Annotated in this window: 23 protein-coding genes and 1 pseudogene; 11 read left to right on the plus strand and 13 right to left on the minus strand. The window is 69.7% G+C overall.

The window, feature by feature from the left end; all coding sequences use genetic code 11:
- Positions 1 to 46: 46 nt before the first annotated feature.
- Both ACWDLG_RS10810 and ACWDLG_RS10815 read left to right on the plus strand, forming a co-directional pair.
- On the plus strand, positions 47 to 3,112 hold the full coding sequence (locus ACWDLG_RS10810; protein ID WP_449918310.1) for a DUF3427 domain-containing protein: 3,066 nt from the start codon (positions 47 to 49) through the stop codon (positions 3,110 to 3,112).
- 386 nt (positions 3,113 to 3,498) lie between these two features.
- Complete coding sequence (locus ACWDLG_RS10815) at positions 3,499 to 3,909, plus strand: tripartite tricarboxylate transporter permease (RefSeq protein ID WP_449918313.1); 411 nt, start codon at positions 3,499 to 3,501, stop codon at positions 3,907 to 3,909.
- Between the two features lie 471 nt (positions 3,910 to 4,380).
- On the opposite strand, the gene ACWDLG_RS10820 is transcribed toward ACWDLG_RS10815, so the two are convergent.
- Complete coding sequence (locus ACWDLG_RS10820) at positions 4,381 to 4,635, minus strand: hypothetical protein (RefSeq protein ID WP_449918315.1); 255 nt, start codon at positions 4,633 to 4,635, stop codon at positions 4,381 to 4,383.
- Here ACWDLG_RS10820 and ACWDLG_RS10825 point away from each other — a divergent pair.
- Positions 4,613 to 5,455 (plus strand): hypothetical protein, encoded by an 843-nt coding sequence (locus ACWDLG_RS10825; protein WP_449918317.1) that lies wholly within the window; start codon positions 4,613 to 4,615, stop codon positions 5,453 to 5,455. The two genes, ACWDLG_RS10820 and ACWDLG_RS10825, sit on opposite strands and share 23 nt — an antisense overlap.
- 154 nt (positions 5,456 to 5,609) lie before the next feature.
- Here the strand turns inward: ACWDLG_RS10825 and ACWDLG_RS10830 are convergent, their stop codons facing one another.
- Positions 5,610 to 5,894 carry a hypothetical protein gene (locus ACWDLG_RS10830; protein ID WP_449918320.1) on the minus strand — a complete coding sequence of 95 codons (285 nt, stop codon included), beginning with the start codon at positions 5,892 to 5,894 and terminating at the stop codon, positions 5,610 to 5,612.
- Positions 5,895 to 5,994: 100 nt separating this feature from the next.
- Entirely contained in the window at positions 5,995 to 6,273 is a 279-nt protein-coding gene (locus ACWDLG_RS10835) for a CopG family transcriptional regulator (RefSeq protein WP_449918323.1), read from the minus strand.
- 412 nt (positions 6,274 to 6,685) lie between these two features.
- Between ACWDLG_RS10835 and ACWDLG_RS10840 the strand changes: the two genes are divergently transcribed.
- Positions 6,686 to 7,303, plus strand: coding sequence for a PepSY domain-containing protein (locus tag ACWDLG_RS10840; RefSeq protein ID WP_449918324.1), 618 nt, complete (start codon positions 6,686 to 6,688; stop codon positions 7,301 to 7,303).
- 95 nt (positions 7,304 to 7,398) lie between these two features.
- Here the strand turns inward: ACWDLG_RS10840 and ACWDLG_RS10845 are convergent, their stop codons facing one another.
- Positions 7,399 to 7,995 carry an exonuclease gene (locus ACWDLG_RS10845; RefSeq protein ID WP_449918325.1) on the minus strand — a complete coding sequence of 199 codons (597 nt, stop codon included), beginning with the start codon at positions 7,993 to 7,995 and terminating at the stop codon, positions 7,399 to 7,401.
- 542 nt (positions 7,996 to 8,537) lie between these two features.
- On the opposite strand from ACWDLG_RS10845, the gene ACWDLG_RS10850 reads away from it, so the two are divergent.
- A complete protein-coding gene (locus tag ACWDLG_RS10850; protein ID WP_449918326.1) occupies positions 8,538 to 10,601 on the plus strand; it encodes a hypothetical protein in 2,064 nt (687 codons plus the stop codon).
- Here ACWDLG_RS10850 and ACWDLG_RS10855 read toward each other — a convergent pair.
- The 5 genes from ACWDLG_RS10855 to ACWDLG_RS10875 form a co-directional block, all read right to left on the minus strand.
- The gene (locus ACWDLG_RS10855) at positions 10,585 to 11,091 is read right to left on the minus strand and encodes a flavin reductase family protein (protein WP_354914476.1); all 507 of its coding nucleotides are present in this window, start codon (positions 11,089 to 11,091) and stop codon (positions 10,585 to 10,587) included. The genes ACWDLG_RS10850 and ACWDLG_RS10855 overlap by 17 nt on opposite strands.
- Before the next feature lie 79 nt (positions 11,092 to 11,170).
- Positions 11,171 to 12,529 (minus strand): LLM class flavin-dependent oxidoreductase, encoded by a 1,359-nt coding sequence (locus tag ACWDLG_RS10860; RefSeq protein WP_449918330.1) that lies wholly within the window; start codon positions 12,527 to 12,529, stop codon positions 11,171 to 11,173.
- Positions 12,526 to 13,377, minus strand: coding sequence for an ABC transporter permease (locus ACWDLG_RS10865; protein ID WP_449918333.1), 852 nt, complete (start codon positions 13,375 to 13,377; stop codon positions 12,526 to 12,528). The genes ACWDLG_RS10860 and ACWDLG_RS10865 overlap by 4 nt, the downstream gene beginning before the upstream one ends.
- Positions 13,370 to 14,164: an ABC transporter ATP-binding protein gene (locus tag ACWDLG_RS10870; protein ID WP_449918336.1), complete on the minus strand. Its 795-nt coding sequence runs from the start codon at positions 14,162 to 14,164 to the stop codon at positions 13,370 to 13,372. Before ACWDLG_RS10870 ends, ACWDLG_RS10865 begins: the two co-directional genes overlap by 8 nt.
- Positions 14,161 to 15,180 (minus strand): ABC transporter substrate-binding protein, encoded by a 1,020-nt coding sequence (locus tag ACWDLG_RS10875; protein ID WP_449918339.1) that lies wholly within the window; start codon positions 15,178 to 15,180, stop codon positions 14,161 to 14,163. The genes ACWDLG_RS10870 and ACWDLG_RS10875 overlap by 4 nt, the downstream gene beginning before the upstream one ends.
- A 317-nt stretch (positions 15,181 to 15,497) precedes the next feature.
- Between ACWDLG_RS10875 and ACWDLG_RS10880 the strand changes: the two genes are divergently transcribed.
- Positions 15,498 to 16,889, plus strand: coding sequence for a selenium-binding protein SBP56-related protein (locus ACWDLG_RS10880; protein WP_449918342.1), 1,392 nt, complete (start codon positions 15,498 to 15,500; stop codon positions 16,887 to 16,889).
- On the plus strand, positions 16,886 to 17,491 hold the full coding sequence (locus ACWDLG_RS10885) for a hypothetical protein (protein ID WP_449918344.1): 606 nt from the start codon (positions 16,886 to 16,888) through the stop codon (positions 17,489 to 17,491). Before ACWDLG_RS10880 ends, ACWDLG_RS10885 begins: the two co-directional genes overlap by 4 nt.
- A gap of 121 nt (positions 17,492 to 17,612) precedes the next feature.
- Here ACWDLG_RS10885 and ACWDLG_RS10890 read toward each other — a convergent pair whose 3' ends face one another.
- A complete protein-coding gene (locus ACWDLG_RS10890) occupies positions 17,613 to 17,897 on the minus strand; it encodes a hypothetical protein (RefSeq protein ID WP_449918346.1) in 285 nt (94 codons plus the stop codon).
- Positions 17,898 to 18,317: 420 nt separating this feature from the next.
- On the opposite strand from ACWDLG_RS10890, the gene ACWDLG_RS10895 reads away from it, so the two are divergent.
- From ACWDLG_RS10895 to ACWDLG_RS10905, 3 genes are all read left to right on the plus strand, one after another.
- Positions 18,318 to 18,452: a hypothetical protein gene (locus ACWDLG_RS10895; protein WP_354914462.1), complete on the plus strand. Its 135-nt coding sequence runs from the start codon at positions 18,318 to 18,320 to the stop codon at positions 18,450 to 18,452.
- Positions 18,452 to 19,555, plus strand: a complete 1,104-nt coding sequence (locus ACWDLG_RS10900; RefSeq protein WP_449918349.1) for a YeiH family protein — start codon at positions 18,452 to 18,454, stop codon at positions 19,553 to 19,555. The genes ACWDLG_RS10895 and ACWDLG_RS10900 overlap by 1 nt, the downstream gene beginning before the upstream one ends.
- 148 nt (positions 19,556 to 19,703) lie before the next feature.
- Complete coding sequence (locus tag ACWDLG_RS10905; protein WP_449918656.1) at positions 19,704 to 21,917, plus strand: MMPL family transporter; 2,214 nt, start codon at positions 19,704 to 19,706, stop codon at positions 21,915 to 21,917.
- Here ACWDLG_RS10905 and ACWDLG_RS10910 read toward each other — a convergent pair.
- Both ACWDLG_RS10910 and ACWDLG_RS10915 read right to left on the minus strand, forming a co-directional pair.
- Positions 21,883 to 22,620 (minus strand): annotated as a pseudogene (locus tag ACWDLG_RS10910) (SRPBCC family protein); the annotation flags it as partial. The gene ACWDLG_RS10905 and the pseudogene ACWDLG_RS10910 sit on opposite strands and share 35 nt — an antisense overlap.
- Positions 22,613 to 23,173 (minus strand): helix-turn-helix domain-containing protein, encoded by a 561-nt coding sequence (locus ACWDLG_RS10915; protein WP_354914456.1) that lies wholly within the window; start codon positions 23,171 to 23,173, stop codon positions 22,613 to 22,615. The gene ACWDLG_RS10915 and the pseudogene ACWDLG_RS10910, both read right to left, overlap by 8 nt.
- Positions 23,174 to 23,234: 61 nt before the next feature.
- Here ACWDLG_RS10915 and ACWDLG_RS10920 point away from each other — a divergent pair, with 61 nt between their 5' ends.
- Positions 23,235 to 24,008: an NAD-dependent epimerase/dehydratase family protein gene (locus ACWDLG_RS10920; RefSeq protein WP_449918352.1), complete on the plus strand. Its 774-nt coding sequence runs from the start codon at positions 23,235 to 23,237 to the stop codon at positions 24,006 to 24,008.
- A 239-nt stretch (positions 24,009 to 24,247) separates the two neighbouring features.
- On the opposite strand, the gene ACWDLG_RS10925 is transcribed toward ACWDLG_RS10920, so the two are convergent.
- Positions 24,248 to 25,291: a serine hydrolase domain-containing protein gene (locus ACWDLG_RS10925; protein ID WP_449918354.1), complete on the minus strand. Its 1,044-nt coding sequence runs from the start codon at positions 25,289 to 25,291 to the stop codon at positions 24,248 to 24,250.
- Between the last annotated feature and the right edge of the window lie 113 nt (positions 25,292 to 25,404).

Here is a 25,404-nt window from a genome sequence, read left to right on the forward strand (position 1 = left end):
GTCTTTCGCATATCGCCGTAGCCGGCCGCAGCCTATAGTCGCCGGGGTGAGCGATCTTCGGCCGGGCGTCTATCAACACCTGATCACCCGTGAGCTCGACGCCCTCCTACAAGCGGTATCTGATCCCGGGCTGATCGATCGGCGGTCGTTGGACCTTGCCGACTCACACGAGATCTTGGCCAGGCATCTTGCCGCGCTCACTCGTCGTGCGCTGCGTTCCGTACGGGGTGACAGCGATGCGGTGCGGCTGGCCCGGCAGGTAGAGGTCGTCAACCGGATCGCTGACCTCATCGGTGACCTGGTGCCCGAGGCTGCCTCCCCCGAGGAACTCGTGGAGAGCGCTGAGGAGCTACTGGGCCTGGCCAGCAGCCGGGACGCGGCCGGCCAGGTACGGTTTCCCGCGCGTCCGGTGATCCCTCTCACTGGTAGTGCGTTGTTGGTCAACGGCAGGGGGCAGCCGGAGATCGGCCATGAGCTCAAGCGCGAGCTGGCCACCGCCGATCACGTGGACCTGCTTTGCGCGTTTGTGAAGTGGAACGGCGTACGGGTACTGGCGGAGGCGATCGAAGAATTTCTGACGCGTGGCGGCCGGCTGAGGGTGGTGACCACCACGTACATCGGCGCTACCGACCGCCTCGCGCTGGATCGGCTGGCGGATCTGGGCGCCGAGATCCGCGTCTCCTTCGACACGCGGATGACCAGACTGCATGCGAAGGCATGGCTGTTCTATCGGGGCCACGGCTTGTCCACCGCCTATGTGGGCTCCTCCAACCTGTCGCAAACCGCCCTCAGCCATGGACTCGAGTGGAACGTACGGCTCGCTCAAGCCGAACAGCCCCACTTGATCGACACGTTCACCGCGACGTTCGACGACTATTGGGGCGATCCGTCTTTCGAGCCCTATGATCCGGCGCAGGATGCCGAGCGGCTCGACCGTGCCCTGTCCGCCGAGCGAGCCGGCGGCCGGGCGATCGTGCTCGATTTCGCGCACGTCGACGTTCGGCCCTACTCCTACCAGCGTGAGATCCTCGACGAGCTCGACGCCGAAAGACAGATTCACGATCAGTGGCGAAACCTGGTCGTCATGGCCACGGGCACCGGCAAGACCGTGGTCGCCGCGCTGGACTACCGGCGACTGCGTGCTGCAGGGCAGGCCGATTCGCTGCTGTTCGTCGCCCATCGCGCGGAGATCCTGCGGCAGAGCATGCTCACCTTCCGGCAGGTGATGCGGGATGAGACTTTCGGCGAGCTGTACGTCGATGGCGCTCGGCCTGAGCGATGGCGGCATGTGTTCGCCTCTATCCAGTCGTTGCACGCCAACCCGCTGCCGGAGCCCGACAGGTTCGACATGGTGATCGTGGACGAGTTCCACCATGCCGAGGCCGCGACGTACCGGCGTCTGCTGTCGGCGGTGCAGCCGAAGGTGCTCCTGGGTCTGACCGCGACGCCGGAGCGAGCCGACGGCCAGGACATCAAGCACTGGTTCGGCGGCCGGATTGCTGCCGAGCTGCGTTTGTGGGAGGCGCTGGAGCGTGGACTCCTGGCGCCGTTCCAGTATTTCGGCGTCCACGATGGCACTGATCTGCGCCACGTTGGCTGGCGCCGAGGCCAGGGGTATGACGTTGGCCAGCTCTCGAATGTCTACACCGGCAATGATCGCCGCGTCGCCGTAGTGTTGGAGACGCTGCAGCGCCAGATCGGCGACGTGGGGCGGATGCGGGCCATCGGTTTCTGCGTGAGCATCGATCACGCCCGGTTCATGGCCGACCAGTTCACCCGGGTCGGACTTCCCGCGGTAGCTGTTACCGCGCAGAGTCCGGCGGGCGAACGTTCCCAAGCGCTACGAGATCTCAAAGAGCGGCGGATCAATGCCGTCTTCACCGTTGACCTCTTCAATGAGGGCGTCGACGTTCCGGAGATCGACACTGTGCTCTTTCTACGCCCCACCGACAGCGCCACCATCTTCCTCCAGCAACTCGGGCGAGGCCTGCGGCTGGCCCCCGACAAACCGTGCTTGACCGTGCTCGACTTCGTCGGCCATCAACACAAGCAATTCCGCTTCGACCGTCGTTATCGGGCACTCACCGGCGCCAGCCGTACCGGAATCGCACGAGAGATCGAACAGGGATTCCCGACCCTGCCCGCCGGCTGCGTGATCGACCTGGATCGTGATGTGCACCGGCTGGTCCTTGAGAACGTCCGGCAAGCGCTCAGCCTGAATTGGCGTGATCTGGCGCGCGAGCTCCGCGACCTCGGGGATGTCAGTATGTCCACGTTCCTGCAGGAGACGGGGCTGGACGTGGAGGATCTCTACCGGCGCCGGCAGGGCTGGGCCTCCCTGCGGCATACCGCGGGTCTCGATGCTGTATCCCCTGACGAAGGGCTCGGACGAGCTTTCAGCAGAATGCTGCATATCGACGATGTCGAGCGTCTCGCTTTCCTGACCGAGATGCTGGCCGGCCGGACTCCGCAGTCCCCGCGCGAGCTCCGCCTCATGGCCATGCTGGATGCGATGTTGTGGGGTGGCACCGCGCCCATCTCCGGGATGGAAGCCCGGCTCGCGCGGCTCACGGGTGCTCGCGCCGCAGAGCTCAAAGAGTTGGTGGACGTCCTACGCTCGGGAATCCGTCACGTGGCTCCGCCACTGGACCCTGTCGTGCCGTTGCACGTCCATGCGCGATACAGCAAGAACGAAGTGCTGGCCGCCTTCGGCATCGACAAGCCCGCGCATATGCGAGAAGGGGTCAAGTACGTCCAGGAGCACCGGGCGGACCTGTTCTTCGTCACCATCGACAAGTCCGAGGACCACTACTCTCCCACCACGCTCTACCATGACCGGGCGATCAGCGAAGAGCTGTTCCAGTGGGAGTCGCAGAGCACGCTGCGGTCCTCTACCGCCACTGCTCGCCGTTACCTGACAGGTGCGTCCACGGTTCATCTCCTGGTCCGGCAGTCCAAGCGCGACGAAGGGCTGGGGGCGCCGCCGTACACCTACGCAGGTCCTATGCGCTACGTGAGCCACGATGGTGAACGGCCCATCAGGTTCGTTTGGCGCTTGGACCACCCACTTCCGCCCGAGGTATTCCACTACGCCAAGGTCACCGCGGGCTGAGCCGACAGCAAGGTTCACCGCGCCGCCGTCGGCGGTCATCCAGAGGAAGCCACAAGTTCGACGATTCGCATCGAGGATGCCCACTACGCAGGAGCCATTCCCTACCGCCAATTACTCCTTACAGCGCTCGCCTAATTGAACGATCGTGCCGACTCTATGGGAGGTCTCCCGGAGGCGCGTTTCCGCTCCTGGCCGAACTTGAGGCGGTCCTCGTCCTGACGGGCGCCGTGGGTCTTGAGGGCCTTGACATGCTCTGGTCGAGGGAGAGGACCCGGGAGCGTCCGCTCACCTCTGACCGACTCGCGAGGACCGGCGCCGGAGGTCAGCCCGATCCTCCGGGGCACCGGTCTCGGCGCCACTCTCGGCGTTTTGCCCGGCGGTGCCACGTGCTGGCCTCGTTCCCCACGTACGCCGTCGAAGCGGCAGCAGGAGTTGTGGCGCGGCGCGATCGGGGGCGCCGCGGGCCCGCCCGCAACGCCGCCGCACAGACGTCGTTCATCCCGCTGCTCACCCGCGATCTGCCCACCCACCCGGTCATGGCACTGATGGTCAGCGCATTCATCGTCCACGGCATAGCCCCCGGCTCGAACGTCATCACCGACGAAACGGCGCTGTTCTGGGGGCCTGATCGCGTCGATGTGGATCGGCAACATGCTGCTCGTGCTGCTAAACCTGCCGCGGATCGGCATGTGGGTACGCATTTCAGTAATTCGGATCTCGCGCGCTCCTGCACCCGCTCACACAAGTTGAACGGCCAGCTCTGGCGGCACGCCGCCACTGTCGTGACGCTTATCTGAGCGCATCCATGGCCTTACCAGCATTTATACGGAATCGGATATCGGTTTTCTCCTGATACCGCTATTGGACATCAACTGGGCTAGTCTGCTTTGCTCCTGCCCTCCGGCGGGGCGACAGACAAGGACAATGACATGCGAAATATCAGCGTCCGCCGTCTCGGGGCTGGGCATGCGCGCCACTGCGCCGACAAGCTGCCTCCTGGTGGGCGGCACCCTTGCCTCGGGTACGGCGGCGGCGCCTGCCGACGCCGTTCCGGCCCGTGAACGCGGCCCGTTTCGAGCGCTGTTTGCAAGAGTGCAGTCCCGCACCGACGTTCGCCGCTCTGCTCGGCACGCCACTGGGGTTGTACGGCACACGAGGCGAGGCCCAGCATCGTGCAGATTCGACCAGCGCCTCGATCTGTACCAAGAAGTGGCGGCTGCGGCTTTCGTAGGCACAGCCAGGTGCTCTTCCTGCACCCATCTGTCAGGTCAGTACGTCGTCGACCGGATATCAAGACAGTCGAAAGTGAGAACATCAATGCGGATGACCCTCCCTGCCGTGGTGACGGCGGCGCTCCTTGTCGCGGCGAGCGGCGGGTGCAGCGACGGCGGCGAGCAGGCGAGGGGACGCCAGACGTCTCCGACCGGCAGCCCCTCGCCTTCGGCGTCGCCGGCCCCGGCCATCGCCGCCTCGGCAGCCGCGAATGTGCTCAAGCGGTACATGTCGGCGATCAACAGCGCCAACGGCCGGTTGGACAGCGAGCTGGCCGGCAAGGTCAAGACGGGATCCGCGCTGCAGATCCACACCGCGCAATACGCGGTGTACAAGCGGAATGGCCTGAAGTTCGGACGGGTGAAGTACACCGCCGGGCTGGCGGCCGCGCCCAGGTTCTCGGGTTACCCCAGATGGTTCTTCGCCGCGGCCACCGACCGCGGGACGCAGCCGGCCTCGCGGGACATCCCGGTGTTCGTGCAGGAGCGGGAGGGCGGGCCGTGGCGGGTGGCGTACACGCCGTTCTCGGCCACGACCAAGGGGCCCCTCGCGCCGGGGGTCGACGTCGAAGACTTCCCTGAGGTGGTGGCCGGCGACGATGCCAGCCTGGCCCTGCCGCCCGGCGAGATCGCCGCCGCACTCGCCGACGTCATCTCTCGCGGCACCCGAAGCCCGTCGGCCAAGCCGTTCGCCTTCGGCCGGCTGATCAGGTCCCCGTATCGCTCGCTGATCGACAACAGGAACGCCTACCAGGGCAACGGCTGGGCGGGCCAGAGCCGGGCCAAGGACGCGGGCACGGCCGTGTACGCCGTACGCACGAAATCCGGTGGGGCTCTGGTCTGGTTCGGTGTCGACATCGAGCACTCCTACCGCAGTAAGACCCGCAACGAGATCTGGGAGAGCTCCAACTTCGGAGACTGGCACAAGGGCTTCGGCATGCCGTCCACGGTGCGATCCTCGATGAGGCGCACGGAGCGCAACGAGCTGCTCGCCTACATCCCGGCCAAGGGCAAGGGGAAGGTCCAGATCATCGCGAACCGATGGTTCCCGGTGTCGGTCCGCGGCCGCTGACCACCATGACCCAGCGTCCATCGTGAGCCCTGCGGGCCGCACCGACGTTATGGCCAGCGCCACGGGTCCCGTCCGCTCTGCCGCCGGCGCATCGGACACCTCAACCGAGACCGTGCCAACGAAGGGTCACGCCTGGTGTCAGCAACGCGGGAGGTCATACCTTCTTGACGACGATCGAGTCCGGGACCAGCTTCTCAAGGTCGTCCACGTCTGATGTGAAGACGGTGACGTGCCCCTTCTGCTGTCGTGCGATGACAGCGAGGACGGCGTCGATCGCGTACTTGTGCCCGTGCAGCTTGGCATCAGCCAGGAGCCGGCGGGCCTGGCGGGTCTGATCCTTCCCGATGTCGGCGATGTTGAGCCGGGAGAGCACCCAGTCCCAGCGTTGCTCGGTGATCCTGCCGTCGTACGCCTCGACCACCGTCATCGGAGACGTCACCACCTCCGCCTCGGCCCCGGGCGGCGAGGTCGAGCCATGCGATCATCTTCCGGTCGCCCCGTACAGCCAGGGACATGCCCACGTTCACTGCTCCGCTTGCTCACGCAGCCTCTCCTGCGTTGCGCTTTCCGCGGGTGCGGCGGTGCTCGTGCTCGGCGTCGAGGTCTTCCAGTTCCTCCATTGCCGCTGCGCGCTCGTCATCGGTGACCGGCCCATATTCTTCCTCCAGCCAGTTCACCAGCTCCAGCAGCCGGTCTCGGTCACGCTTGAAGCGCAACGCCTCGGCGACGTACGCCGACAGGCCCCGTTCAGCCGCATCCGCGCGGATCTCCTCAAGAAGTTCCTCGGGGATCGTCACCGTCACTTTTTGGGTCGCCAAACCAGTGACCATACTCCTGGTATTCGCCTCCTTACTAGCACGTCAGCGCGCTTCACAGTCGCCCACGTGGTTGCCGAAAGCCGACCCGCCCGGACTCGATCTGGTGCCGCACCGGATAGGCGCTCGGGTGATTCGTTGGTCGTTCGATGTTCGCTACAAGGAAGGGGATCCGCTCGCTCTCCCATGAGCGGGGTTCGACTACGGGCACCGAGACAGGGGCTGCACGTCGCTCTGTCCAGCGTCTTGGCGTGCGAACTCCGTGCGATCAGTTGGGGGCTGACAGCGCTTCAGTCGATCGTCTTTTAGAGACATGCGCACCACTGGCGAATCGGTGGGGCCCGAACAAGGACTCTCGGCCGAATTGTCCGACCTTCGGGCTTGGCTTTGTCGAGGCTCGGGCAGCGTCAGCAGTATGAGTGACAGAAAACGGGCAACCAGCATTATTCGCTCCGTCTTCGCCGGCTCGGCCCTGCTCGCGGTCGCAGCCTGTGGGAGCGCTGCCACCCAGTCCAGGGCCGTCGAGGCTGCGCCCGCGGGCGGTGCCATCGCCGGCCTCGCGTCACCATCGGAGATTCCGGGCGACCCCAGCCAGGAACCCGGCGGCATGGCGGGCCTCGAGAAGGCGGGCGCCGCGGCCGTCGCCGCCGTCCAGGGCTCCACGATCCTCTCGGTCCAGGCGGAGAACGACGGTCAGCTCTGGGAGATCCAGCTGGCGGGGCCCGACGGCACGGAACGCGTGATGGAGGTGGACGCGTCAGGAAAGGTGGTCTCGGAACCTCGGGTCAAGGACACCGGCGAGGCAGAGAAGGGCAGGGTCATGAGCATCGCCAAGGACGCCAAGGTCACCTTCAAGGAGGCGGTGGAGAAGGTGTCCTCGGCAGTGCCAGAGGGCAAGATCACCCACCTGAGCCTGGACAGGTACAACGAGAACACTCTCGTCTGGGACGCCGATGTCGTCACCCCGGACGGCACCTGGCACGGGGTCAAGGTCGACGCCACGACCGGCGACGTGACCAAGGAGGGTGGCTGAACCCTCGCTCGCTGCCGCAGACCTGTCGTTGTACGAACACGCTCACGATCATCCCGCCTGTGCATCGCGGCTTGGGGCGAGTCGTGCGATACGTGTCAGCCTCCGCCAAGGGCTGGTGACCGCATGAGGTTCTGCAGGAGTTCGGCCTGTTCGATGGCATCGTCCAGAGCGTTGTGCGTGTGAGGTCTGGCGGACAGCAGGTGGGGCGGCATGGTGCGCTTCGTCGAACGCACGATGGGCGTGGACGCCTTGGCCGCGTAGAGGGTCTTCATGTCCAGGCATCGGGAGTGGCCGAAGGGTGAGCCCTCGTCCGCGAACGTCATGAAGTACCAGTACATCCACATCCAGTCGTAGCCCAGCGGGTAGGCGGCGAACACCGGCGACGCCTGGGCCTCGTCGGCGCAGCGGGCGATCCAGGCGGCGGCCGCGTTCATCGCGTCGCGCGGCGCCTGCCCGTCGACGATCAACCGGGTTCTGTCCAGCCCGCTTACGGCGAGCGCCTCCGGGTTGTAGGTCTCGCTGATCGGCTGGAGTTCTGCGTAGAAGGTGTCCTTGGCCGGGTCCATCGCCTGGAAGGAGGCGCCGTCGAACGCTCCGGCGACGGCCAGTCCGAAGCTCAGCATGGAGTACGGCCCCGGGATCGGCCCGTCGGCCTCCACGTCGACGGAGAAGTACAGGTCAGGCTTGGCCATGGTCGCCTACGCGCTCGCGGCTCGAGTCTGCGCCGTCACGGTGACTCCGACAGCCGCTGCGGCGTCGAGGATCTGGCGCCGCGATTCCTCGACCTCGTCGGCGGGAAGGGCTCCCGCTCGCAGGCGAGGCGGATGCACCGTTTGTCGTTCGCTGCTCAGCTGCACATGCGCTCCCGTGCCCAGTGGTGATCCGGTCCGTCTCGCGGAAGTGGGTGGAGATGCCGTTGCCTTCCGCCCTCTTGTCGGGCGGACCGGCCGAGGTGAAGAGCCCGAATCGACCTTTCGCCAGAGAGCAGCCTCCCAGCATTTCGGGAAGGTGTCACGGGCTACGCGGTCCTGCTGGCGGAGGTGGCGGCCGGGCAGGGGGTGCGGGTCACGCCTGCCGATTGCAACCCGGCGATCGTCACGTTGCCACGGGTCAGCACCGAGCCGCTGCCTGTCATTACTTAGGGTGATTTTTCGGGATCTTCACATCTCGTTCACGTAGATACATAACATGTATGCATTCAGGCGATCGACCCCATCGCAGTGGAGGCACCCCCATGCCACCAGACCCTCCAGGTCCGTCGAAGCCGTGGTACGCGTGGAGCGAGGATCCCGAGCTGTCAGCCGACTGGCCGGCTCCCCGGGCGGACGTCGAGGTGGACCACACCCGGCTCAAGACGATCGGCACCGCGATGTGGACCGACCTCGGCGCCGGACGGAACCCCGACCCCGGAGCGGACACGTGGGAGGGGCTCCCTTCCCGCTTCAGCGGGCTCCTGCTGGACGACTTCACCGACTGGGCCTGGTGGGGTTCGATGCAGGCCGTCAGAACGGTCCTCATCACCGTCGACGACGCGCTCAAGCGGGGTGCCGTGGCCGTTCACCGCAGCTACGCCGACCTCGGCGGCCTGCTGTACGCCTCCGGCGACAACTACGACCGGGCCGTGGAGCAGCGCCCGCTGCTGGACAACTCGATCAACGGTATGGGGCTCCGGCACGACGTGGTCGACACCAAGCAGCCTTGGGAGGACGAGGACGTCTCGCCGTACAACGCGTCCAGCGTCAAGGAGTGTCTTGATTCCGTCGATCCGCTACGGCTGGCCGCGCAGGGCACGCTCTGCTCGGACCTGGCGATGTGGTTCGCCGAGCTCCAGGGCGACCTCGAGGGGCGGGCCCGCGAGCTGGCCAACGCGTGGCGCGGTCACACCTCCGAGCTCGCGCTCGAAGGGATGCGCAAGGTGCACGCGACCTGCCGGGCGCTGGCCCATGTGAGCGGGCAGACCGGCGAGACGATGAGCTGGCTGGCCGGGGTGCTCCTGCAGTACCAGTTGAACTTCGAGAGCGTCCTCGATCCCGACGGGCAGGAGGACGGCGACGAGCAGGGGGACCAGGGGGACGGCGACGGCTGGGCTCGGTCGCTAGGAGCCGGGGCGCACGAGCGGGCGCGTGACTACCTGCGGGATCTGAACGTCCAGCTGGCCGTCGCGCACGGCATGCTGCCCGACCAGGTCGAGACCCTGCTGCCAGGGGTCGTCGTCTCCGCCGGTGCGAGGGCACCGCGCAGGCAGCGGGAGCGCGGGGGCGAGCACGTCCTGGGGAGCGGGGGTGGCGGGCGGGAGGCGGGCGGCTTCCCCGGCTACCCCGGCTACCTGGTGCCGCCGATCGCGCCCATGGCGGGTGGCGGTGGTGGAAGCGCGGGCACGGGAGGATCCCCGTCGCGTGGCCAGAGGCGGCTGCCGCCGAGCTCGTTCGCCGGCGAGACGAGGGTGCACGCGTATGAGCCGGAGCGGGACCGGGTGCGGCGGGCGCGGCCCCTGCCGGAGCCGCGCGAACAACGGCAGGCGGAAGATCGTCGGCCCGGCGCGGATCGGTCCGGCACGACCCGGCCCGGCGTGGACCGGCCCGGCACGACCCGGCCCGGCGTGGACCGGCCCGGCGCGGATCGGCCCGACGGGGATCGGTCCGGCGGCGCCGACCAGGCGGGGAAGGGCGACCGTGAGGGTGCCGACCGCCTCAAGAGGGCGTCCAGCCAACCGGAGGGCGACTCGGCCGAGCAGTTCGTCGACACCGCGGAGGAGCCGCGCCCAGACCAGGTCGTCGACGTGAGGGAGGAGCCCTGGCCGGGCCGGAGTCTCGACGCGATGGAGGAGCCCTGGCCGGGCCGGAGTCTCGACACGATGGAAGAGCCCTGGCCGGGCCGGAGTCTCGGCGCGACGGAAGAGCCCCGTCCAGGCCGGAGTCTGGACACGACGCAAGAATCCGGCCCGGGCCAGAGTCTCGACATGATGCACGAGTCCCGGCCAGGCCAGGGTCTGGACACGACGCAAGAGTCCCGTCCAGGCCAGGAGAGCATGGCGAACGGGCCGCACGACACCCGACCGGGCCAGGAAACCGACGTGGCCCACTCGCCGGACGGCCGCGGGCCGGGTCAGGGGGATGACAGGGGAAACTCGCCGTGGGACCCCCGCCCAGGCGGCCGGGAGGACGATCCGGCGGACGCACCAGGTGGGAGGTCCTACCCGGCCCCGGAGGCTCGCGTGGGCGGGGACGGGGCTGCCGGTCCGCGCCCGGATCTGAACGACGAGGACCGGCCAGACGACGTGATCAGGGGTGGGCGGTGAAGCGGCCGAAGCTGCCCTGGTGGTACAGGAGCGGACGGCCCCGGTGGTGGATGTCCGCCTCCGCCACCAGGCCGACGACCAGGATGTGGTCGCCCACGTCCACCCTCTCGTACGGCAGGCAGATCAGGTGCGCGGACACGTCCGCGAGCAAGGGCGCGCCGAGTTCGCCCGGCCGCCATCGGGTGGGTTCGGCGAACCGGTCGATGCCTTTGCGGGCGAACCGGGTGGCCAGTTCGGCCTGGTCGCTGGTGAGCACGTTGACCGCGAAGTGGTCGGCGGTGGCCAGCCACGGCCAGGTGGCGGAGGCTCGGTCGACGTAGAAGGAGACCAGGGGCGGGTCGAGGCTCACCGACGTGAAGGAGGTGGCCGTCAGCCCGACCGGCACTCCCCCGTTCTGCGCGGTGATCACGACGACACCGGAGGCGTGGACGGCCAGGGCCCTCCTGAACCGGTCGGCGTCCACGGCGCGCTCGGGCATCGTGTCGGTCATGAGCCCACCACCCCATCGAGCTCGTGGTCGGGCACCGCGCGGGCCACGAAACCGTCGCCGTGGTCGAACAGGGTCTCGGTCATGAGGTCACCACCACGTCCAGTTCGCGTTCGGGTGCTGCCGCGTACCGGGACGGCGGTCTGGCAAGCCCGTAGTTCTCCCGCAGTGTCCGCCCCTCGTACTCGGTCCTGAACAGCCCGCGGTCCCTGAGCTCGGGCACCACGTGGTCGACGAAGTCCTCGAGTCCTCCGGGCAGGATCGGCGGCATGATGTTGAAGCCGTCCGCGGCGCCGTACTCGAACCATTCCTGCAGTTCGTCGGCGATCTGCTCGGGTGTGCCCGCGATCACGCGGTGGCCGCGCCCGCCGGCGAGGCGGGACAGCAGCGCGCGTACGGTGAGCTGCTCGCGCCTGGCCAGGTCGACGACGAGTTTGCGGCGACTCTGCGCTCCTTCGGTGTCGACGCCGACGTCGGGGAGCGGCTTGTCGAGGGCGTCCTCGTCGAGGTCGACGCCGATGAGGGTGGACAGCTGGACGAGCCCGTAGGCGGGGATGAGCAGGTCGTCGAGTTCTTTCTCCAGGCGCCGCGCCTCCTCCTCGGTGGAGCCGATGATCGGGGAGATGCCGGGCAGGATCAGCAGTTCCTCCTGGCGTCTGCCGTGGGCACGCAGGCGGTTCCTGAGGTCGATGGAGAACGCGCGCGCCTCGCCCAGGGTCTGCTGGGCGGTGAAGACGGCTTCGGCGTGGCAGGCGGCGAAGTCCTTGCCGTCCTCGGACGAGCCTGCCTGGACCAGCAGCGGCCGGCCCTGGGGGGCGCGGGAGGTGTTGAGCGGTCCGCGGACGTTGAAGTGGGGGCCGGCGTGCTCGATCGGGTGGATCTTCCCGAGGTCGGCGTAGGTGCCGCCGGCGCGGTCGCCGAGGACGGCGTCGTCCTCCCAGCTGTCCCAGAGCTTGCCGACGACCTCGAGGAACTCGGTGGCCCTGGCGTAGCGTTCGGCGTGCGGCGGCCGTTCGACGCCGAAGTTGTGCGCTTCTGCCTCGCCGGCGGAGGTGACGATGTTCCAGCCGGCCCGGCCGCCGCTGATGTGGTCGAGTGAGGCGAACTTGCGGGCCACGTGGAAGGGTTCGTTGTACGTCGTGGACACGGTGGCGATCAGCCCGATGTGCTCGGTGACGACGGCCAGCGCCGACAGCAGCGTCAGCGGTTCGAGGCCGCCGAGCGCGTTGTGCTTCACGTTGCCCCACAGAGCCAGGCCGTCGGCGAGGAAGACCGAGTCGAGGGTGCCGCGCTCGGCGGTCCTGGCCAGGTTCTGGTAGTGGCGGACGTCGGTCAGCCTGGACGGCTCGGCGCTCGGGTGCCGCCATGCGGCCTCGTGATGGCCGACGCCCATGAGGAAGGCGTTGAGGTGCAGCTTTCTCGTCGTGTGGGTTCTCGTCATGTGGTCCTCCAGGTCGAGAAGCGGCGCTCCACGCTGACCAGGAGCTGGTTGAACAGCAGGCCGATGGCGGAGATCGTGATGATGCCGGCGTACATGTCGTGGATGCGGAAGCTGGATTGGGAGGCCTGGATGAGGTAGCCGAGCCCGGCCTTGGCGCCGACCATCTCGGCGAAGAGCAGGACGAGGATGGAGTACGCGCCCGCCAGCCGTACGCCGGTGAAGACGGTGGGGACGGCGGCGGGCAGGATCACCTTCTGGAACAGCCGGAACGGGCCGAGGCCCATGGATCGCGCGGACTTGACGAGCAGGGGTTCGACGGTCTTCACGCCGCTGATCGTGTTGAGCAGGATGGGCCAGGAGCAGGCGTAGAGGACGAATGTGATCTTGGTGGTCTCGCCGATGCCGAGGATCAGCGTGAACACCGGCAGCAGGGCGACGGCCGAGGTGTTGCGGAACAGTTCGAGCAGGGGGCTGAGGAAGGCCGCCACGGGCCGGTACCAGCCGATGGCCAGGCCGAGCGGGATGGCCAGGGCGATGGCGAGGGCGAATCCGGCGAAGGAGCGCAGCAGCGAGGCGCCGAGGTGCTCGCCGAGCTGGCCGGAGAGCAGCAGCTCGTACCAGGCCACCAGGTTCTCCGACAGCGGTGGCACGAACACCCGGTCGACGACGCCTGTCCTCGGCAGCGCCTCCCAGAGGGCCAGCAGCAGGACGATCGCGGCCGAGCGCTCGACGGCCGTCGACAGCCGCCCGGTCCTGGGCTTCCTCTGGACGCCGGCGTCGGAAGGGCCGTGCCACCGCGCCTGGGCGGGCCGGCCGGACAGGGCGACCGGCGAGGTCAGCTCAGCCAACGGAGCCCACCTCCTCGCGGCGTGCGGCGGCGACCTCGTCGCGCAGCAGGGCCCAGATGTGGTGGCGGTAGTCGCCGAAGCGCGCCTCGGCGCGCAGGTCGCCCTCGCGGGAGCCGAACTCGACGGCGAGCGTCTCCTTGATGCGGCCGGGCCGGGAAGTCATCACGGCCACGCGCTGGCCGAGGTAGACGGCCTCGTCGATCCCGTGCGTGATGAAGACGATCGTCTTACCGGTCTTCTGCCAGATGTGCAGCAGCTCCTCCTGGAGCGACTCGCGGGTCTGGGCGTCGAGCGCGGCGAACGGCTCGTCCATCAGCAGGACGTCGGGGTCGAAGGCGAGGCTGCGGGCGATGGCGACGCGCTGGCGCATGCCGCCGGACAGTTCGTGCGGGTAGCGGTCCTCGAACCCGGCCAGCCCGACCAGGTCCAGGTAGTGCCTGGCCCGCTCGGCGCGCTCCTTCTTCGGCACGGCCTTGGCCTCCAGGCCGAACTCGACGTTGCCGGTGGCCGTGCACCAGGGGAAGAGCGCGTACTGCTGGAAGACGATGCCCCTGTCGAGCCCGGGGCCGGTGACGGGGACGCCGTCGATGAGGATCTGTCCCGAGGTCGGCGGGGTCAGGCCGGCGATGAGGTCGAGCAGCGTGGACTTGCCGCAGCCGCTCGGCCCCACGAGCGTGAGGAACTCGCCGGCGCGGATGTCGAGGTCGATGCTCTCCAGCGCGGTGAACGGCCGGTCGGCGCCTCTGACGTCGAACACCTTGCCCACGTCGCGGATGACGATCTTCATGAGGCGCTCCCGCCGGCGTAGGGGTTGTAGGCGTTGGTGAACAGCTCGGACAGCTTGACCTGGCCGGGCTGGATCTCGCCCTCGCGCTCCAGCCAGTCGATCCAGGTCTGGAACTCCTTGTCGGCGATCACGCCGCCGGCGCCCGCGATGCCGGCGCTCTTCCAGAACGTCACGGCGGTGGCGTCCTCGCTGCGCCCGCGCCTGGCGATGATCTTCTGGAAGGTGGCGACCACCTCCTGACGGGGGTGGGTCTGCGTCCAGCGCACGGCCTTGGCGAACGCCTCGACGAAGGTCCTGGTGGTGCGGGGGTTGGCGGCGATGAAGTCCTCGCGCAGGACGACGGCGCCTGCGGTGAACGGGCCGAACAGGCCGACGTCGGTGAACAGCGGGCGCAGCCCGCCGCGCTGCAGCGCCTTGTCCTTGAGGATCCCGCCGAGGGTGCCGACGTCGAGCTGACCCTGGCGGATGGCCTGCTCGGTGTTGACGGGCGGGATGACGACGAGCTCGACCTGCTTGATCTCCTCGAAGGTCAGCCCCTCGCGCTTGAGGTACTCCTTGATGACCGCTTCGTGGTGCGCCCCGAGGGTGTTGACGCCGATCTTCCTGCCGATCAGGTCGCGGGCGGTCCTGATGGGGCTGTCGTCCTTCACGTAGTAGCCGTTGAAGCTCCGCTCGTCGGAGCCGTAGTAGCCGATGACCGCCTTGATCGGCGCCTTGGCCGCCTTGAGCTTGATGATCGCGCCGTTGAAGGCGCCGCCGATGTCGGTCTGGCCGGTCGCGACCGACTGGATGTCCTGGGGTCCGCTGGTGGTGTTGCCGACCCAGGTGAGCTTGATGTCGCCGAGGTAGCCGAGTTCCTGGGCGAGTTCGGGGAAGGTGACGGCGCCGGCGCTGCCCTGGTAGCGCAGTTCGGTCGTCTCGGCGCCGCTGCCGGTGGCCGAGCCTTCGGCCGTCGCGCAGGCGGCCAGCGTCGCCAGGGCCAGCGCGTACGGCAGGGCGTGTCTGATCTTGATCAAGGGAGTGTCCTCACGAGAGCACGGCGGCCCGCGGCGGGGCGGGCACGCCAGGGGAGTGTTCGTCGGTGGGTCGCGCGGGCGCCTTCGGCCACGCGGGAGGGAACGGCGCGCGATCAGCACGCGTGATGAGCTCCGTGATCAGCGACACTGCGCGCTGGCGACGTGGCCGTGGTCCACGTGCGGGCGCGTGGTCAGGTAGGGACCCTGCCTCATACCGGCGAACCTACGCGCTCGCGGCCGCAAAGTAAATATTTCCTACTGGTTTTACATAGATAATTACCTATTGACCTTGTAGGGATATCGGAGATGCTGGGACCATGGCACTCTGGACCCCCGACCCCACCTTCTACCCCTCGCCCCGAGACGCCGCCGCCGCGCCGGCCGAACGCCTGGCCTACGTCGCCGCCTTCGACCGCAGCGCCGAACGGCCCGACGCGATCGCCGTGCTCGACACCGACCCCTCCTCCTCGCGCTACGGGCGCGTGGTGGGCTGGACCGACCTGCCGTACACGGGTGACGAACTGCACCACTTCGGGTGGAACGCCTGCAGCAGCGCGCTGTGCCCCTACGCGCCGCACCCGCACGTGGAGCGGCGCTACCTGGTCGTGCCGGGGCTGCGTTCCTCACGCATCTACATCCTGGACACCAAGGACCGGATCAGCCCCGAGATCGTCAAGGTCATCGAGCCGGAGGAACTGGCCGCACGGGCGGGCTACTCCCGCCCGCACACCGTGCACTGCGGGCCCGAGGGCCTCTACGTCTCCGCGCTCGGCGGGGCGAACGGCGAGGAGGGCCCCGGCGGCATCGCCATCCTCGACCACCAGTCCTTCGAGGTACTCGGCCGCTGGGAGGTCGACAGGGGGCCGCAGTACCTCGCCTACGACTTCTGGTGGCACATCAACCACGACGTGCTGGTCACCTCGGAGTGGGGCACGCCGTCGATGATCGAGGGCGGGGTCGTCGGCGAGCTGCTGCTCGGCCGGAAGTACGGTCACCGGCTGCACTTCTGGGACCTGCGCAGACGCCGGCACGTACAGGAGGTCGACCTCGGCGACCAGTACCAGATGCCGCTGGAGCTGCGGCCCGCCCACGACCCGACCAGGACCTACGGCTTCGTCGGCGTCGTCACCAGCGTCGAGGACCTGTCGGCCTCGGTCTGGACGTGGTTCCACGAGGACGGCCGCTGGCAGGTGCGCAAGGTCATCGACATCCCCGCCGAGCCGGCCGACCCCGCCCTGCTGCCCGACGTGCTCAAGCCGTTCGGGGCGGTGCCGCCGCTGGTCACCGACATCGACCTGGCGGTCGACGACCAGCGGCTCTACGTCTCCTGCTGGGGGACGGGCGAGATCAAGCAGTACGACGTCGCCGATCCGTTCAAGCCGGTCGAGCTGGGCTCGCTGCGCATCGGCGGGATCGTCGGCAACCGCGCCCACCCGGCCGCGCCCGGCGAGCCGCTGCGCGGCGGCCCGCAGATGGTGGAGGTCAGCAGGGACGGCAGCCGCCTCTACGTGACCAACTCCCTGTACGGCGCGTGGGACGACCAGTTCTACCCCGAGGGCGTGGGCGCCTGGCTGGCGAAGATCGACACGGGGTCCTTCACCTTCGACGAGCGCTTCTTCCCGCACGGCGACGACTTCCGCGGCCTGCGCCCGCACCAGGTCAGGCTGCAGGGCGGCGACGCCTCCTCCGACTCCTACTGCTATCCGTGACGGTCACGGCGGCGCTCCTGCTGGGCGCCTTCCACGGTCTGAACCCCGCGATGGGCTGGCTGTTCGCCGTCGCCCGCGGGCTGCAGGAGCGCAGCAGGAGCCGGCTGCTGGCCGCGCTTCCCGCGATCGCGGCGGGCCACCTGGCCGCGGTGGCGCTGGTCGGCCTGGTCGTCGCGGTCACGGGTTCGCTGGTCACCGGAACGGTGCTGTCGGTGGCGGGTGGCGTGGTGCTCGTCGGCTACGGCCTGTGGCTGCTGCTGTCCAGGCGGCACTTCCGCTGGGTGGGGATGCGCCTGTCGCTCCTCCAGCTGGCGGGCTGGTCGTTCCTGATGTCCTCGGCCCACGGCGCCGGGCTGATGCTGATCCCGGTCTTCACCGGCCTCCAGGGCGAGCACGCGGGACACGGCTCTCACGCGCTCGCCGGGGGCCTGGGCGTGGCCGCGCTCCACACGCTGGCGATGTTCGCCGTCGCGGGAGCGGTCGCGCTGCTCGTCTTCGAGGTGGTCGGGCTGACCGTGCTGCGCAGGGCCTGGTTCAACGTCGACAAGGTGTGGGCCGTCGCCCTGGTGGGCGCCGGGGTGCTCACCCTGGCGCAGGCGTAGGGAGGATCCGTCGTGAGCCTGCCGGACTTCCTCGTCGTCGGCGGCCCCGAGGTGGGGCCGCGTCGCCGTCCCGCACGCCAGGCTCATCGTGGGCCTGCGCGACCCCGTCGAGCGGGCCCGCTCAGCGCAGCTCGGTGAGCAGTTCGTGGGAGCCGTCGGGCCTGGTGAACTCGTAGTACACGCGGGTGCGCCCGTCCGGCAGGTCGACCAGGTCGAGGTAACGCAGGCCGCCGCCCGCGTGCGGGGAGGCGGCGACCGGCAGGGTGCCGACGGGGCGCAGGTCGGCCGGGTCGCCGCCCTCGGCGATGCCCGTCCGCTCCTCGTGGTTCTCCGCCGCGCTCGCCCGCCCGTCGTAGAAGGCCTGGACGAGGCCGCCGGTGAAGCGCACGGCGCTGAAGCCCGTCACCGGCCGCCGCGCTGGGCGCGCCCGCCCAGTGCCCCTCCCCTGCGACGGGGGGCGTCGCCACGACCACCGCGCGGTCGGGAGCGGGAACCAGCGCCCCGATACGGCGCGCGTCCTCATTGATCGACATGTGCTCGACGGTAGGCCCCGACACGGGGTTCGGCATGGCCTTTCACCTTCTCTTGGCTGGTGAGCAAGGTTTCATGTATTCCCTATTGACTTCATGGGGAATATCGCCGAGTGTCAAGGGTGTGATCCACCGCGAGCCTCTCGTCGCTCGCCTCACGAGAAGGGTCCTCCACGGGCGGGGCGTTGGGAGGCGCCCCGCCCCCTTCCCCCCGGCGTACCCCGCCCCCCCCTGGCACCCGCCTTCCCGGCGCGCGCCTGCCCTCCCCGGCACACCCCCACAGAAAGGCGCATCCCATGAGCGAGCACGAGACGCGGACCGACGGCGACAGCCGTGCCGCCCTCAACGAGGACTGGGCCGCCACGATCGTCGGCCTCGCCCTCCTCCTGCTGGTCATCACCGGAGTGATCCCGGCAGGGCTGATCCCGTGATGAGCACCACCCGCCTCCCCTCCCCGGCCACCGCCACCTGGGTGTGGCCCGCCGCGGGCGTGCTGACCGTGCTGGTCCTCGCCGCCGCGACCAGGTTCCTGGAGCGGAACGTCCCCGTGTGGTGGTCGGGCTCCGACCTGGCCAAGGCCGTCGAGTACCCCGTCTACGCCATCGCCCTCGGCCTGCTCGGCAACGTGGTCCTGACCGCCACCGGGCTCAGGGACCGTCTGGCGGGCGGCTTCCGCACCGAGTTCTTCATCAAGACGGGCCTCGTCCTGCTCGGCGCCTCGATCAACCTGAAGGTGGTCGTCACCGCCGCCGGGCCCGCCGTCGTCCAGGGGATCGTGCTCATCGGCACGGTGTTCCTGTTCACCTGGTGGCTGGGCGGCAGGCTGGGCCTGGACGACAAGCTGCGCGCCCTGCTGTCGGCCGCCGTGTCGATCTGCGGTGTCAGCGCCGCCATCGCCGCGGCGGGAGCCGTCCAGGCCAGGCGGGAGCAGCTGGCCTACAGCGCGAGCCTGGTGATCGCCTTCGCGCTGCCGTCGATCTTCATCCTGCCCGGACTGGCCACGGCGCTCGGGCTGAGCCCCGCGGTGGCGGGGGCCTGGATCGGCGGCAACATCGACACCACCGCGGCGGTGACGGCCGCGGGCGCCCTCGTCGGCGAGGACGCCCTGGCGGTCGCCACCATCGTGAAGGTCACGCAGAACGCCCTCATCGGCGTGGTGGTCGTGGCCCTGACCGCGTGGTTCGCCTTCCGCGTCGAACGCCGGCCCGACGCCGAGCGCCCCGGCGCCATCGAGTTGTGGCGCCGCTTCCCCAAGTTCGTGCTGGGGTTCGTGGCCGCCTCCGTCATCGCCACCTGGTACCTCGCCGCCGTCCCCGCCGCCGCGGGCAAGGAGGTCGTCGGGGTGGCCAACGACCTGCGGGTGTGGTTCCTCATCCTCGCCTTCGTGAGCATCGGGCTGGAGTTCCGCGTGGCCTCGCTGCGGGAGGCGGGCTGGCGTCCGGTCGGCGTGTTCGCCGCGGCCACCGTGGTGAACGTACTGGTCGCACTGGGACTCGCGGTCCTGCTGTTCAGCGGCTTCCACGCCGGCGCGTAGGAGGGCGGACCCCGGGGCGCGTAGGAGGGCATCGCCGGAGGCGCGTTGACAAATACGAGCGAAGACTTGTATTAATCCAAACACGAGTAATTCGTCGTGTTTGGAGTGAGTCGTGGGTGCATTCCTCGTCCGCCGGCGCCGCCTCGTCATGCTGCTGTCCCTGCTGGCCACGCTGGCCATGGGCGCGCTGGGGGCGGGGACGGTGAACGCGCTGTCGCTCGCCAGGTTCGAGGCGCCGGGATCGGAGTCCGACCGGGCGGCGGCCGAGCTGGCCGAGCGGTTCGGCACCGGCAGCGTCGACCTGATCCTGCTCGTCACGGCCGCGACCGGCACCGTGGACGACCCGGCCGTGGCGGCGGCGGGACGGGAGCTGACCAGGCGGGTGGACGCCTTCGACGGGGTGGCGGAGGCGGCCTCCTACTGGACCAGAGGCAACCCCGCCACACTGCGCAGCGAGGACGGCACGCGGGCGCTGGTCGTGGCGCGCATCCCCGGCGACGCGGACGTGGTCCGCTCGCGGATCCTGCCCGCGCTGGTGCCCGAGGTCACCAAGGGCGACGCGGTCGTCTCGGTGCGCGCGGGCGGCGGCGAGGAGGTGTTCAGGCAGACGGTCCCGCAGGCCAGGCAGGACTTCCTGCGCGCCGAGATGATCATTTTTCCGCTGGTCTTCGCGCTGCTCTGGCTCTACTCCCGCAGGGTGCTCGGGGCGGTGCTGCCGATCATGGTCGGCGTCTTCGCGATGGTGACGACGCTGGCGCTGCTGCGCGTCGTGCTGCTCTTCGCCGACGTCTCGACGTTCGCGCTGAACATCACGCTGGCCATGGGCCTGGCGCTGGGCATCGACTACTCGCTGTTCGTCATGGCCCGCTTCCGCGAGGAGGTACGGCAGGGCCGCGCCCCGCACGACGCCGTCGTGGCCGCCGTCGCCCGTGCGGGCCGTACGGTGGTCTTCAGCGGGACGACGGTCGCCGCCTCGCTGGCGGTGCTGCTGGCGCTGCCGTTCGGCTTCCTGCGCTCCTTCGCCTACGCGGGGATCGCCGTGGTGATCGGCGGCGTCGTGGGCGCCGTGGTGGTGCTGCCGGCCGTCCTGGCGGCCGTGGGACCGCGGGTGATCCCGCGGCGCGACCGGGGCGAGCGGGCCGTGGGCTTCTGGCACGCGGTCGCGACGCGGGTGATGCGCAGGCCCCTCCGGTACGGCGGCGCCGCCACGCTGGCGCTGCTCGTGCTCGGCACGCCGTTCCTGGGGCTGGACTTCGGCGTGGCCGACGACCGGATCCTGCCGCCGAGCGCGCCCGCCCGGCAGACGCAGGAGATCATCAGGGCCGAGTTCCCCGCCGAGGAGACCGACGCGCTCCAGGTGGTGTCCACCGGCCCGGCCACGGGCGTCGCGGCGTACGCCGCCGCGCTGTCGCGCCTCGACGGCGTCGCGCAGGTCGACTCCGCGGCCGGCTCCTACGTCAGGGGCGCGCGGGCCGGCGACGGCGACCCTGCCAGGTTCCGCGGCGGAGAGGGGACCTGGCTGTCGGTCGTGCCCACCGCCGGCCAGATGGAGGGCGATCCGATCGAGCTGGTCTCGCGGGTACGCGCGGCGCCCGCGCCGTTCGAGGTGCTGGTCGGCGGCTACACGGCCGAACTCGCCGACTACCGGGCCTCGGTGGTGGACCGGCTGCCGCCGCTGATCGGGCTGATGTTCGCGGTCACCTTCGTGATCCTGTTCCTCATGACGGGCAGCGTGCTGATCCCGCTGAAGGCGACCGTGCTGAACCTGCTGAGCATGGCGGTGATGTTCGGCGCGCTCGTCTGGGTCTACCAGGACGGCCACCTGTCGGGGCTGCTCGGGTTCACCCCGACGGGAAGCATCGACCCGAGCATCCCGATCCTGATGTTCTGCATCGCCTACGGGCTGTCCATGGACTACGAGGTCTTCCTGATCGAGCGGATCAGGGAGGAGTACGCCAGGACCGGCGACACCGTCACCGCGGTCGCCCATGGCCTGCAGCGCGGCGCGCCCCTCATCACCGCCGCCGGGGCCATCCTCGCACTGTCGTTCGCCGCCTACGCGACGGCCAGGGTGGTGTTCGTGCAGATGCTGGGGGTCGGCATGGCGGTGGCGATCCTCGTGGACGCCACCGTCATCAGGGCCGTCATGGTGCCCGCGTTCATGCGGCTGGCCGGGGCGGCCAACTGGTGGGCGCCCCGGCCGTTGCGCCGCCTGCACGCTCGGGTCACGCGGCCTCGAGCCAGATCGGACGCCAGTCGGGCAGCTCGTGGTAGCGGCGCAGCTCCGCCAGACCCGACAGCCAGCCGCCCCACGCCGCGTGCGGCGGACGGGCCGCGTCGAAGCCCGACTGGACGAACGTGAGCCTGGTCCTGCCGTCCGACTCCGCCAGCTCCCAGCTGGAGATGCCGGCCGATCCCCAGTCGACCGACATCGCGCGGCCCTCGACCAGGTCGACGACCTTGGCGGGGTCGGGGTTGTCGAAGCCGCCCATGGCCCAGCGGCCGCCGACGAACGGCTCGATCTCGATGGGGTAGCCGAACCAGCGGGTCGCCTCCGCGCCGTCGGTCAGCGAGCGGTAGACGTCGGACATGGGCGCGTCGATGACGACCTCCTCCCGCATGACGGCCGAGGTGTAGTCGACCTTGGGGGTGAGCTCGCGGCCCTCCACGTGGTCGACGAGGTTGGCCAGCGACAGCGCCCAGTACGTCTGCAGGGCGCCCCTGATGCTGGCTCCCGTGATCACGTCCTGGAAGTCGAAGTGGCTCTGCCTGAGAGTGACGATCGTCGTGTCGTCACCCTCCTCCTCGAGGGAGATCTCGGTGGTGGTGGCCTCGCCGTCGAGCGTCCACTCCAGGGTCAGGGAGCGGTCGTCGGCGCGCAGCACCCGCTGGTGCGGCGCGTCGCCCTCGGGGGTGTGGCGGCCCCAGAACTCGAAGCGGTGGGGCAGGTCGGCCTCGGCGTGCTCGGCCAGCCACGTGCGCAGCGACGCGGGGTCGGTCAGCGCGTGCCACACCTGCTTGGCCGGGGCGGCGACGCGGACGCGGAGGGTCATCGGCTCAGTCATGTGTCTCTCCCTTGGGGTAGCAGGCCACGGCCAGCTTGAAGGCGTCGCCCTCGGCGCCGCCGTATCGGGTGAAGAGGTCCTGCAGGGCGTCGCGCAGGTCGTTCATGAACTCCTGGCGCCGCTCGGGCGGCACCCTGATCTCCCCCGAGACGCCGATGGACGGCAGCTCGGAGGCCGTGCGATCCAGGGCCGCGATGTCGGCTTGGACCTCCTCCATCAGGTCGAGGAGGTAGCCGAGCGACAGCTCGTCCTGCGCCTTCCTCAGGCCGCCGATGCGCCCGACGAGACGGGGCGAGAGCCAGTAGGAGCGGGCGGTGGCCTGGTAGATGCCTTCGCTGATGCCGCGCACCTTGCGCTCGGACACCTGCTCGACCAGCCCGGCCTCCACCAGCCGTTTGACGTGGTAGTAGACGCGTTGCGGGGTCTGGGAGAGCCGGGCGCCGACCTCGGTGCAGGTGCGCGGCTCGGCCAGCTGCCGCAGCACCTCGATGCGCTGCGGCTTGAGCAGGGCCTCGGCCTGCTCGATCTGTTCCAGGTACAGGACGTCTCTCATCGCAAAAACAATGTTGTACGTAAAAACTTTGTTTGTCAATGAGCGTGACAGACTCCGGCGCATGGCTATGGACACCGTGGTACTGACAGGAGCCGCCGGGCTGGTGGGGACCGCGATCCGCAGGGCGCTGCGCGAGGTGGCCACCCGGCTGGTGCTCGTCGACCGCAGGCCGCTGACCCCCGAGGCCCCCGGCGAGGAGGTACGGCAGGCCGTCCTCGACAGCCCCGAGACGGTGGCCGGCATCGTCGCGGGCGCCGACGCGATCGTGCACCTGGCGGGTGTGCCCGACGAGGCCCCGCTGCCCGAGCTGCTGGAAGGCAACGTGCTGGGCACCCACCACGTCCTCGAAGCGGCAAGGCGCGCGGGCGTGCCCCGGGTCGTGCTCGCCAGCAGCAACCGGCTGACCGGGTGCTACCCCTCCGCCGTGACCGTCTCCCCCGACATGCCGCCCCGCCCCGACGGCCTGTACGGCGTGAGCAAGGTGGCCGTCGAAGCCCTCGGCAGGCTGTACGCCGACAAGTTCGGCCTGGAGGTCGTGTGCCTGCGCATCGGCAGCCTCGAACCCGAACCCGCCGACGCGCGCCAGCTGTCGACCTGGCTGAGCCCCGGGGACTGCGCCGGCTTCTTCGTCGACGCGCTCACGCGGAAGGACGCGGGCTTCCGCACGCTCTACGCGGTCTCGGCCAACACGCGGCGCTTCTGGGAGCTGAGCAAGGGCTACCAGCCGCAGGACGACGCCGAGGCGTACGCCGGCACGCTCGGCGGCACGGAAGGTCCGGCACTCCAGGGCGGCGCCTACGCCGACCCGGCGTACACCCTGCGGCACCTGACCTGAGGCCGCGCGGAATCACCCCGGGGCGGCCCGACCCCCCGCCCCGGAGCCGCGGCTCGACTCCCACCCCCGAGCTACCGAAACGACCGACCCGTCCCCTGTGCCCGGATCCACGGGAAGACCGCGGCATCCGCCTCCCGCTGACTCGCTGCAACGCCCGCTTCCCAGGACTCCCTCCTCTCGCGAGGACCCAGAGGCCGGGCTTCAGGGACCTGGCGCCCGGGCGTGGAGCGGCGGGCGGGTCACGGCAGGAGGGGCAGGATCTGGTTGACCGTGCTCGCGTCCGCGAGGGAGAAGCGGGTCTTCGTCAGCGCGAACGCCAGCCCGGCCGCGGTGTCGCCGAAGGCCGCGCTCCCGTTGATGCCGACCATGCCGAACGAGGTCTCGGGGCGCGAGCCGCCGGGACGGCCCGCCGCGTAGCCCAGCGCCCACGTGACCGGGTTGCCCATGAGCTGGTCGGTGCCGGTGAAGGCGGGCGCGGTCACCTCGCGCAGGTGCTCGGGCGACAGCAGGCGCACGCCGTCCACCTCGCCGAGCAGGGCGGCGTACATCCGGGCGATCGCGCGGGCGGAGAAGGTGCCGCCCGCGGGGATGTCGGCGGTGAGCACGTCGGCCCTGTTGGCGTAGTCCGCGCCGGGCATGAGGGCGCGGGGCGTGCCGGGGAAGTCGCCCATGGCGGCGAGCATCGCGGCGTTGCCAGGCGCGTCGTCGAGGCGGGCCACCCTGCCCAGCGCGGCGGCCGGGACTCCAAGGAACAGCTCGTCGGCGATGCCGAGCGGCTCGGCGATCTCCTCGCGGAGCACCTGCGAGACGGGCCTGCCCGTCGCCCTGCGGACGACCTCGCCGAGGATCCAGCCGAACGTGTGAGCGTGGTAGCCGGTCTTCGTGCCGGGCTCCCACCACGGCACCGAGCCGGCGATGCCGCGGCACATCGTGTCCCAGTCACTCAGGTCCTCGACCGTGGTGCCCTCCGGTACGGCGGGCACGCCGACGGTGTGAGTGAGCGCGTGCCGTACGGTGGCCGCCGCCTTGCCGTGCGCGCCGAACTCGGGCCACAGCGCGGCGATCGGCGTGTCGTAGGACAGCACTCCGCGCGCCACGAGCACGTGGACGACGGTGGCGGTGACGGCCTTGCCGGTGGAGGCGCTGTAGACGAGAGCGGACGGCGCGAGGCCGCCGGCCGTGGCGTCGACGACGAGCTCGCCGTGCCGGTAGACGGCGACCTGGACCCCGCTCTCGGCACCCGAGGCGACCAGTTCGTCGATGGTCTTCTGGATGGTGTTCACGCCGGGCACACCTCCTGCCCCGCCTGACCGGTCAGCTCGACGAGCATGTCGCGCTGCTCGTCGGACAGCGTGCCCGCGGCTTCCGGGTTCATGGAGATCGTCAGTAGGTAGTT

It is taken from the genome of Nonomuraea sp. NPDC003727, assembly GCF_053586935.1.

Excerpts from the sequence above, each read along its gene's own strand:
- ACWDLG_RS10915 (WP_354914456.1), bottom strand. The coding sequence starts at position 23,173 with ATGAGAGACGTCCTGTACCTGGAACAGATCGAGCAGGCCGAGGCCCTG.
- ACWDLG_RS10850 (WP_449918326.1), top strand. The coding sequence starts at position 8,538 with ATGCCACCAGACCCTCCAGGTCCGTCGAAGCCGTGGTACGCGTGGAGC.
- ACWDLG_RS10870 (WP_449918336.1), bottom strand. The coding sequence starts at position 14,164 with ATGAAGATCGTCATCCGCGACGTGGGCAAGGTGTTCGACGTCAGAGGC.
- ACWDLG_RS10905 (WP_449918656.1), top strand. The coding sequence starts at position 19,704 with ATGCTGCTGTCCCTGCTGGCCACGCTGGCCATGGGCGCGCTGGGGGCG.
- ACWDLG_RS10845 (WP_449918325.1), bottom strand. The coding sequence starts at position 7,995 with ATGGCCAAGCCTGACCTGTACTTCTCCGTCGACGTGGAGGCCGACGGG.
- ACWDLG_RS10825 (WP_449918317.1), top strand. The coding sequence starts at position 4,613 with ATGTCGGCGATCAACAGCGCCAACGGCCGGTTGGACAGCGAGCTGGCC.
- ACWDLG_RS10895 (WP_354914462.1), top strand. The coding sequence starts at position 18,318 with ATGAGCGAGCACGAGACGCGGACCGACGGCGACAGCCGTGCCGCCCTC.
- ACWDLG_RS10880 (WP_449918342.1), top strand. The coding sequence starts at position 15,498 with ATGGCACTCTGGACCCCCGACCCCACCTTCTACCCCTCGCCCCGAGAC.
- ACWDLG_RS10920 (WP_449918352.1), top strand. The coding sequence starts at position 23,235 with ATGGCTATGGACACCGTGGTACTGACAGGAGCCGCCGGGCTGGTGGGG.
- ACWDLG_RS10840 (WP_449918324.1), top strand. The coding sequence starts at position 6,686 with ATGAGTGACAGAAAACGGGCAACCAGCATTATTCGCTCCGTCTTCGCC.
- ACWDLG_RS10855 (WP_354914476.1), bottom strand. The coding sequence starts at position 11,091 with ATGACCGACACGATGCCCGAGCGCGCCGTGGACGCCGACCGGTTCAGG.
- ACWDLG_RS10860 (WP_449918330.1), bottom strand. The coding sequence starts at position 12,529 with ATGACGAGAACCCACACGACGAGAAAGCTGCACCTCAACGCCTTCCTC.
- ACWDLG_RS10900 (WP_449918349.1), top strand. The coding sequence starts at position 18,452 with ATGAGCACCACCCGCCTCCCCTCCCCGGCCACCGCCACCTGGGTGTGG.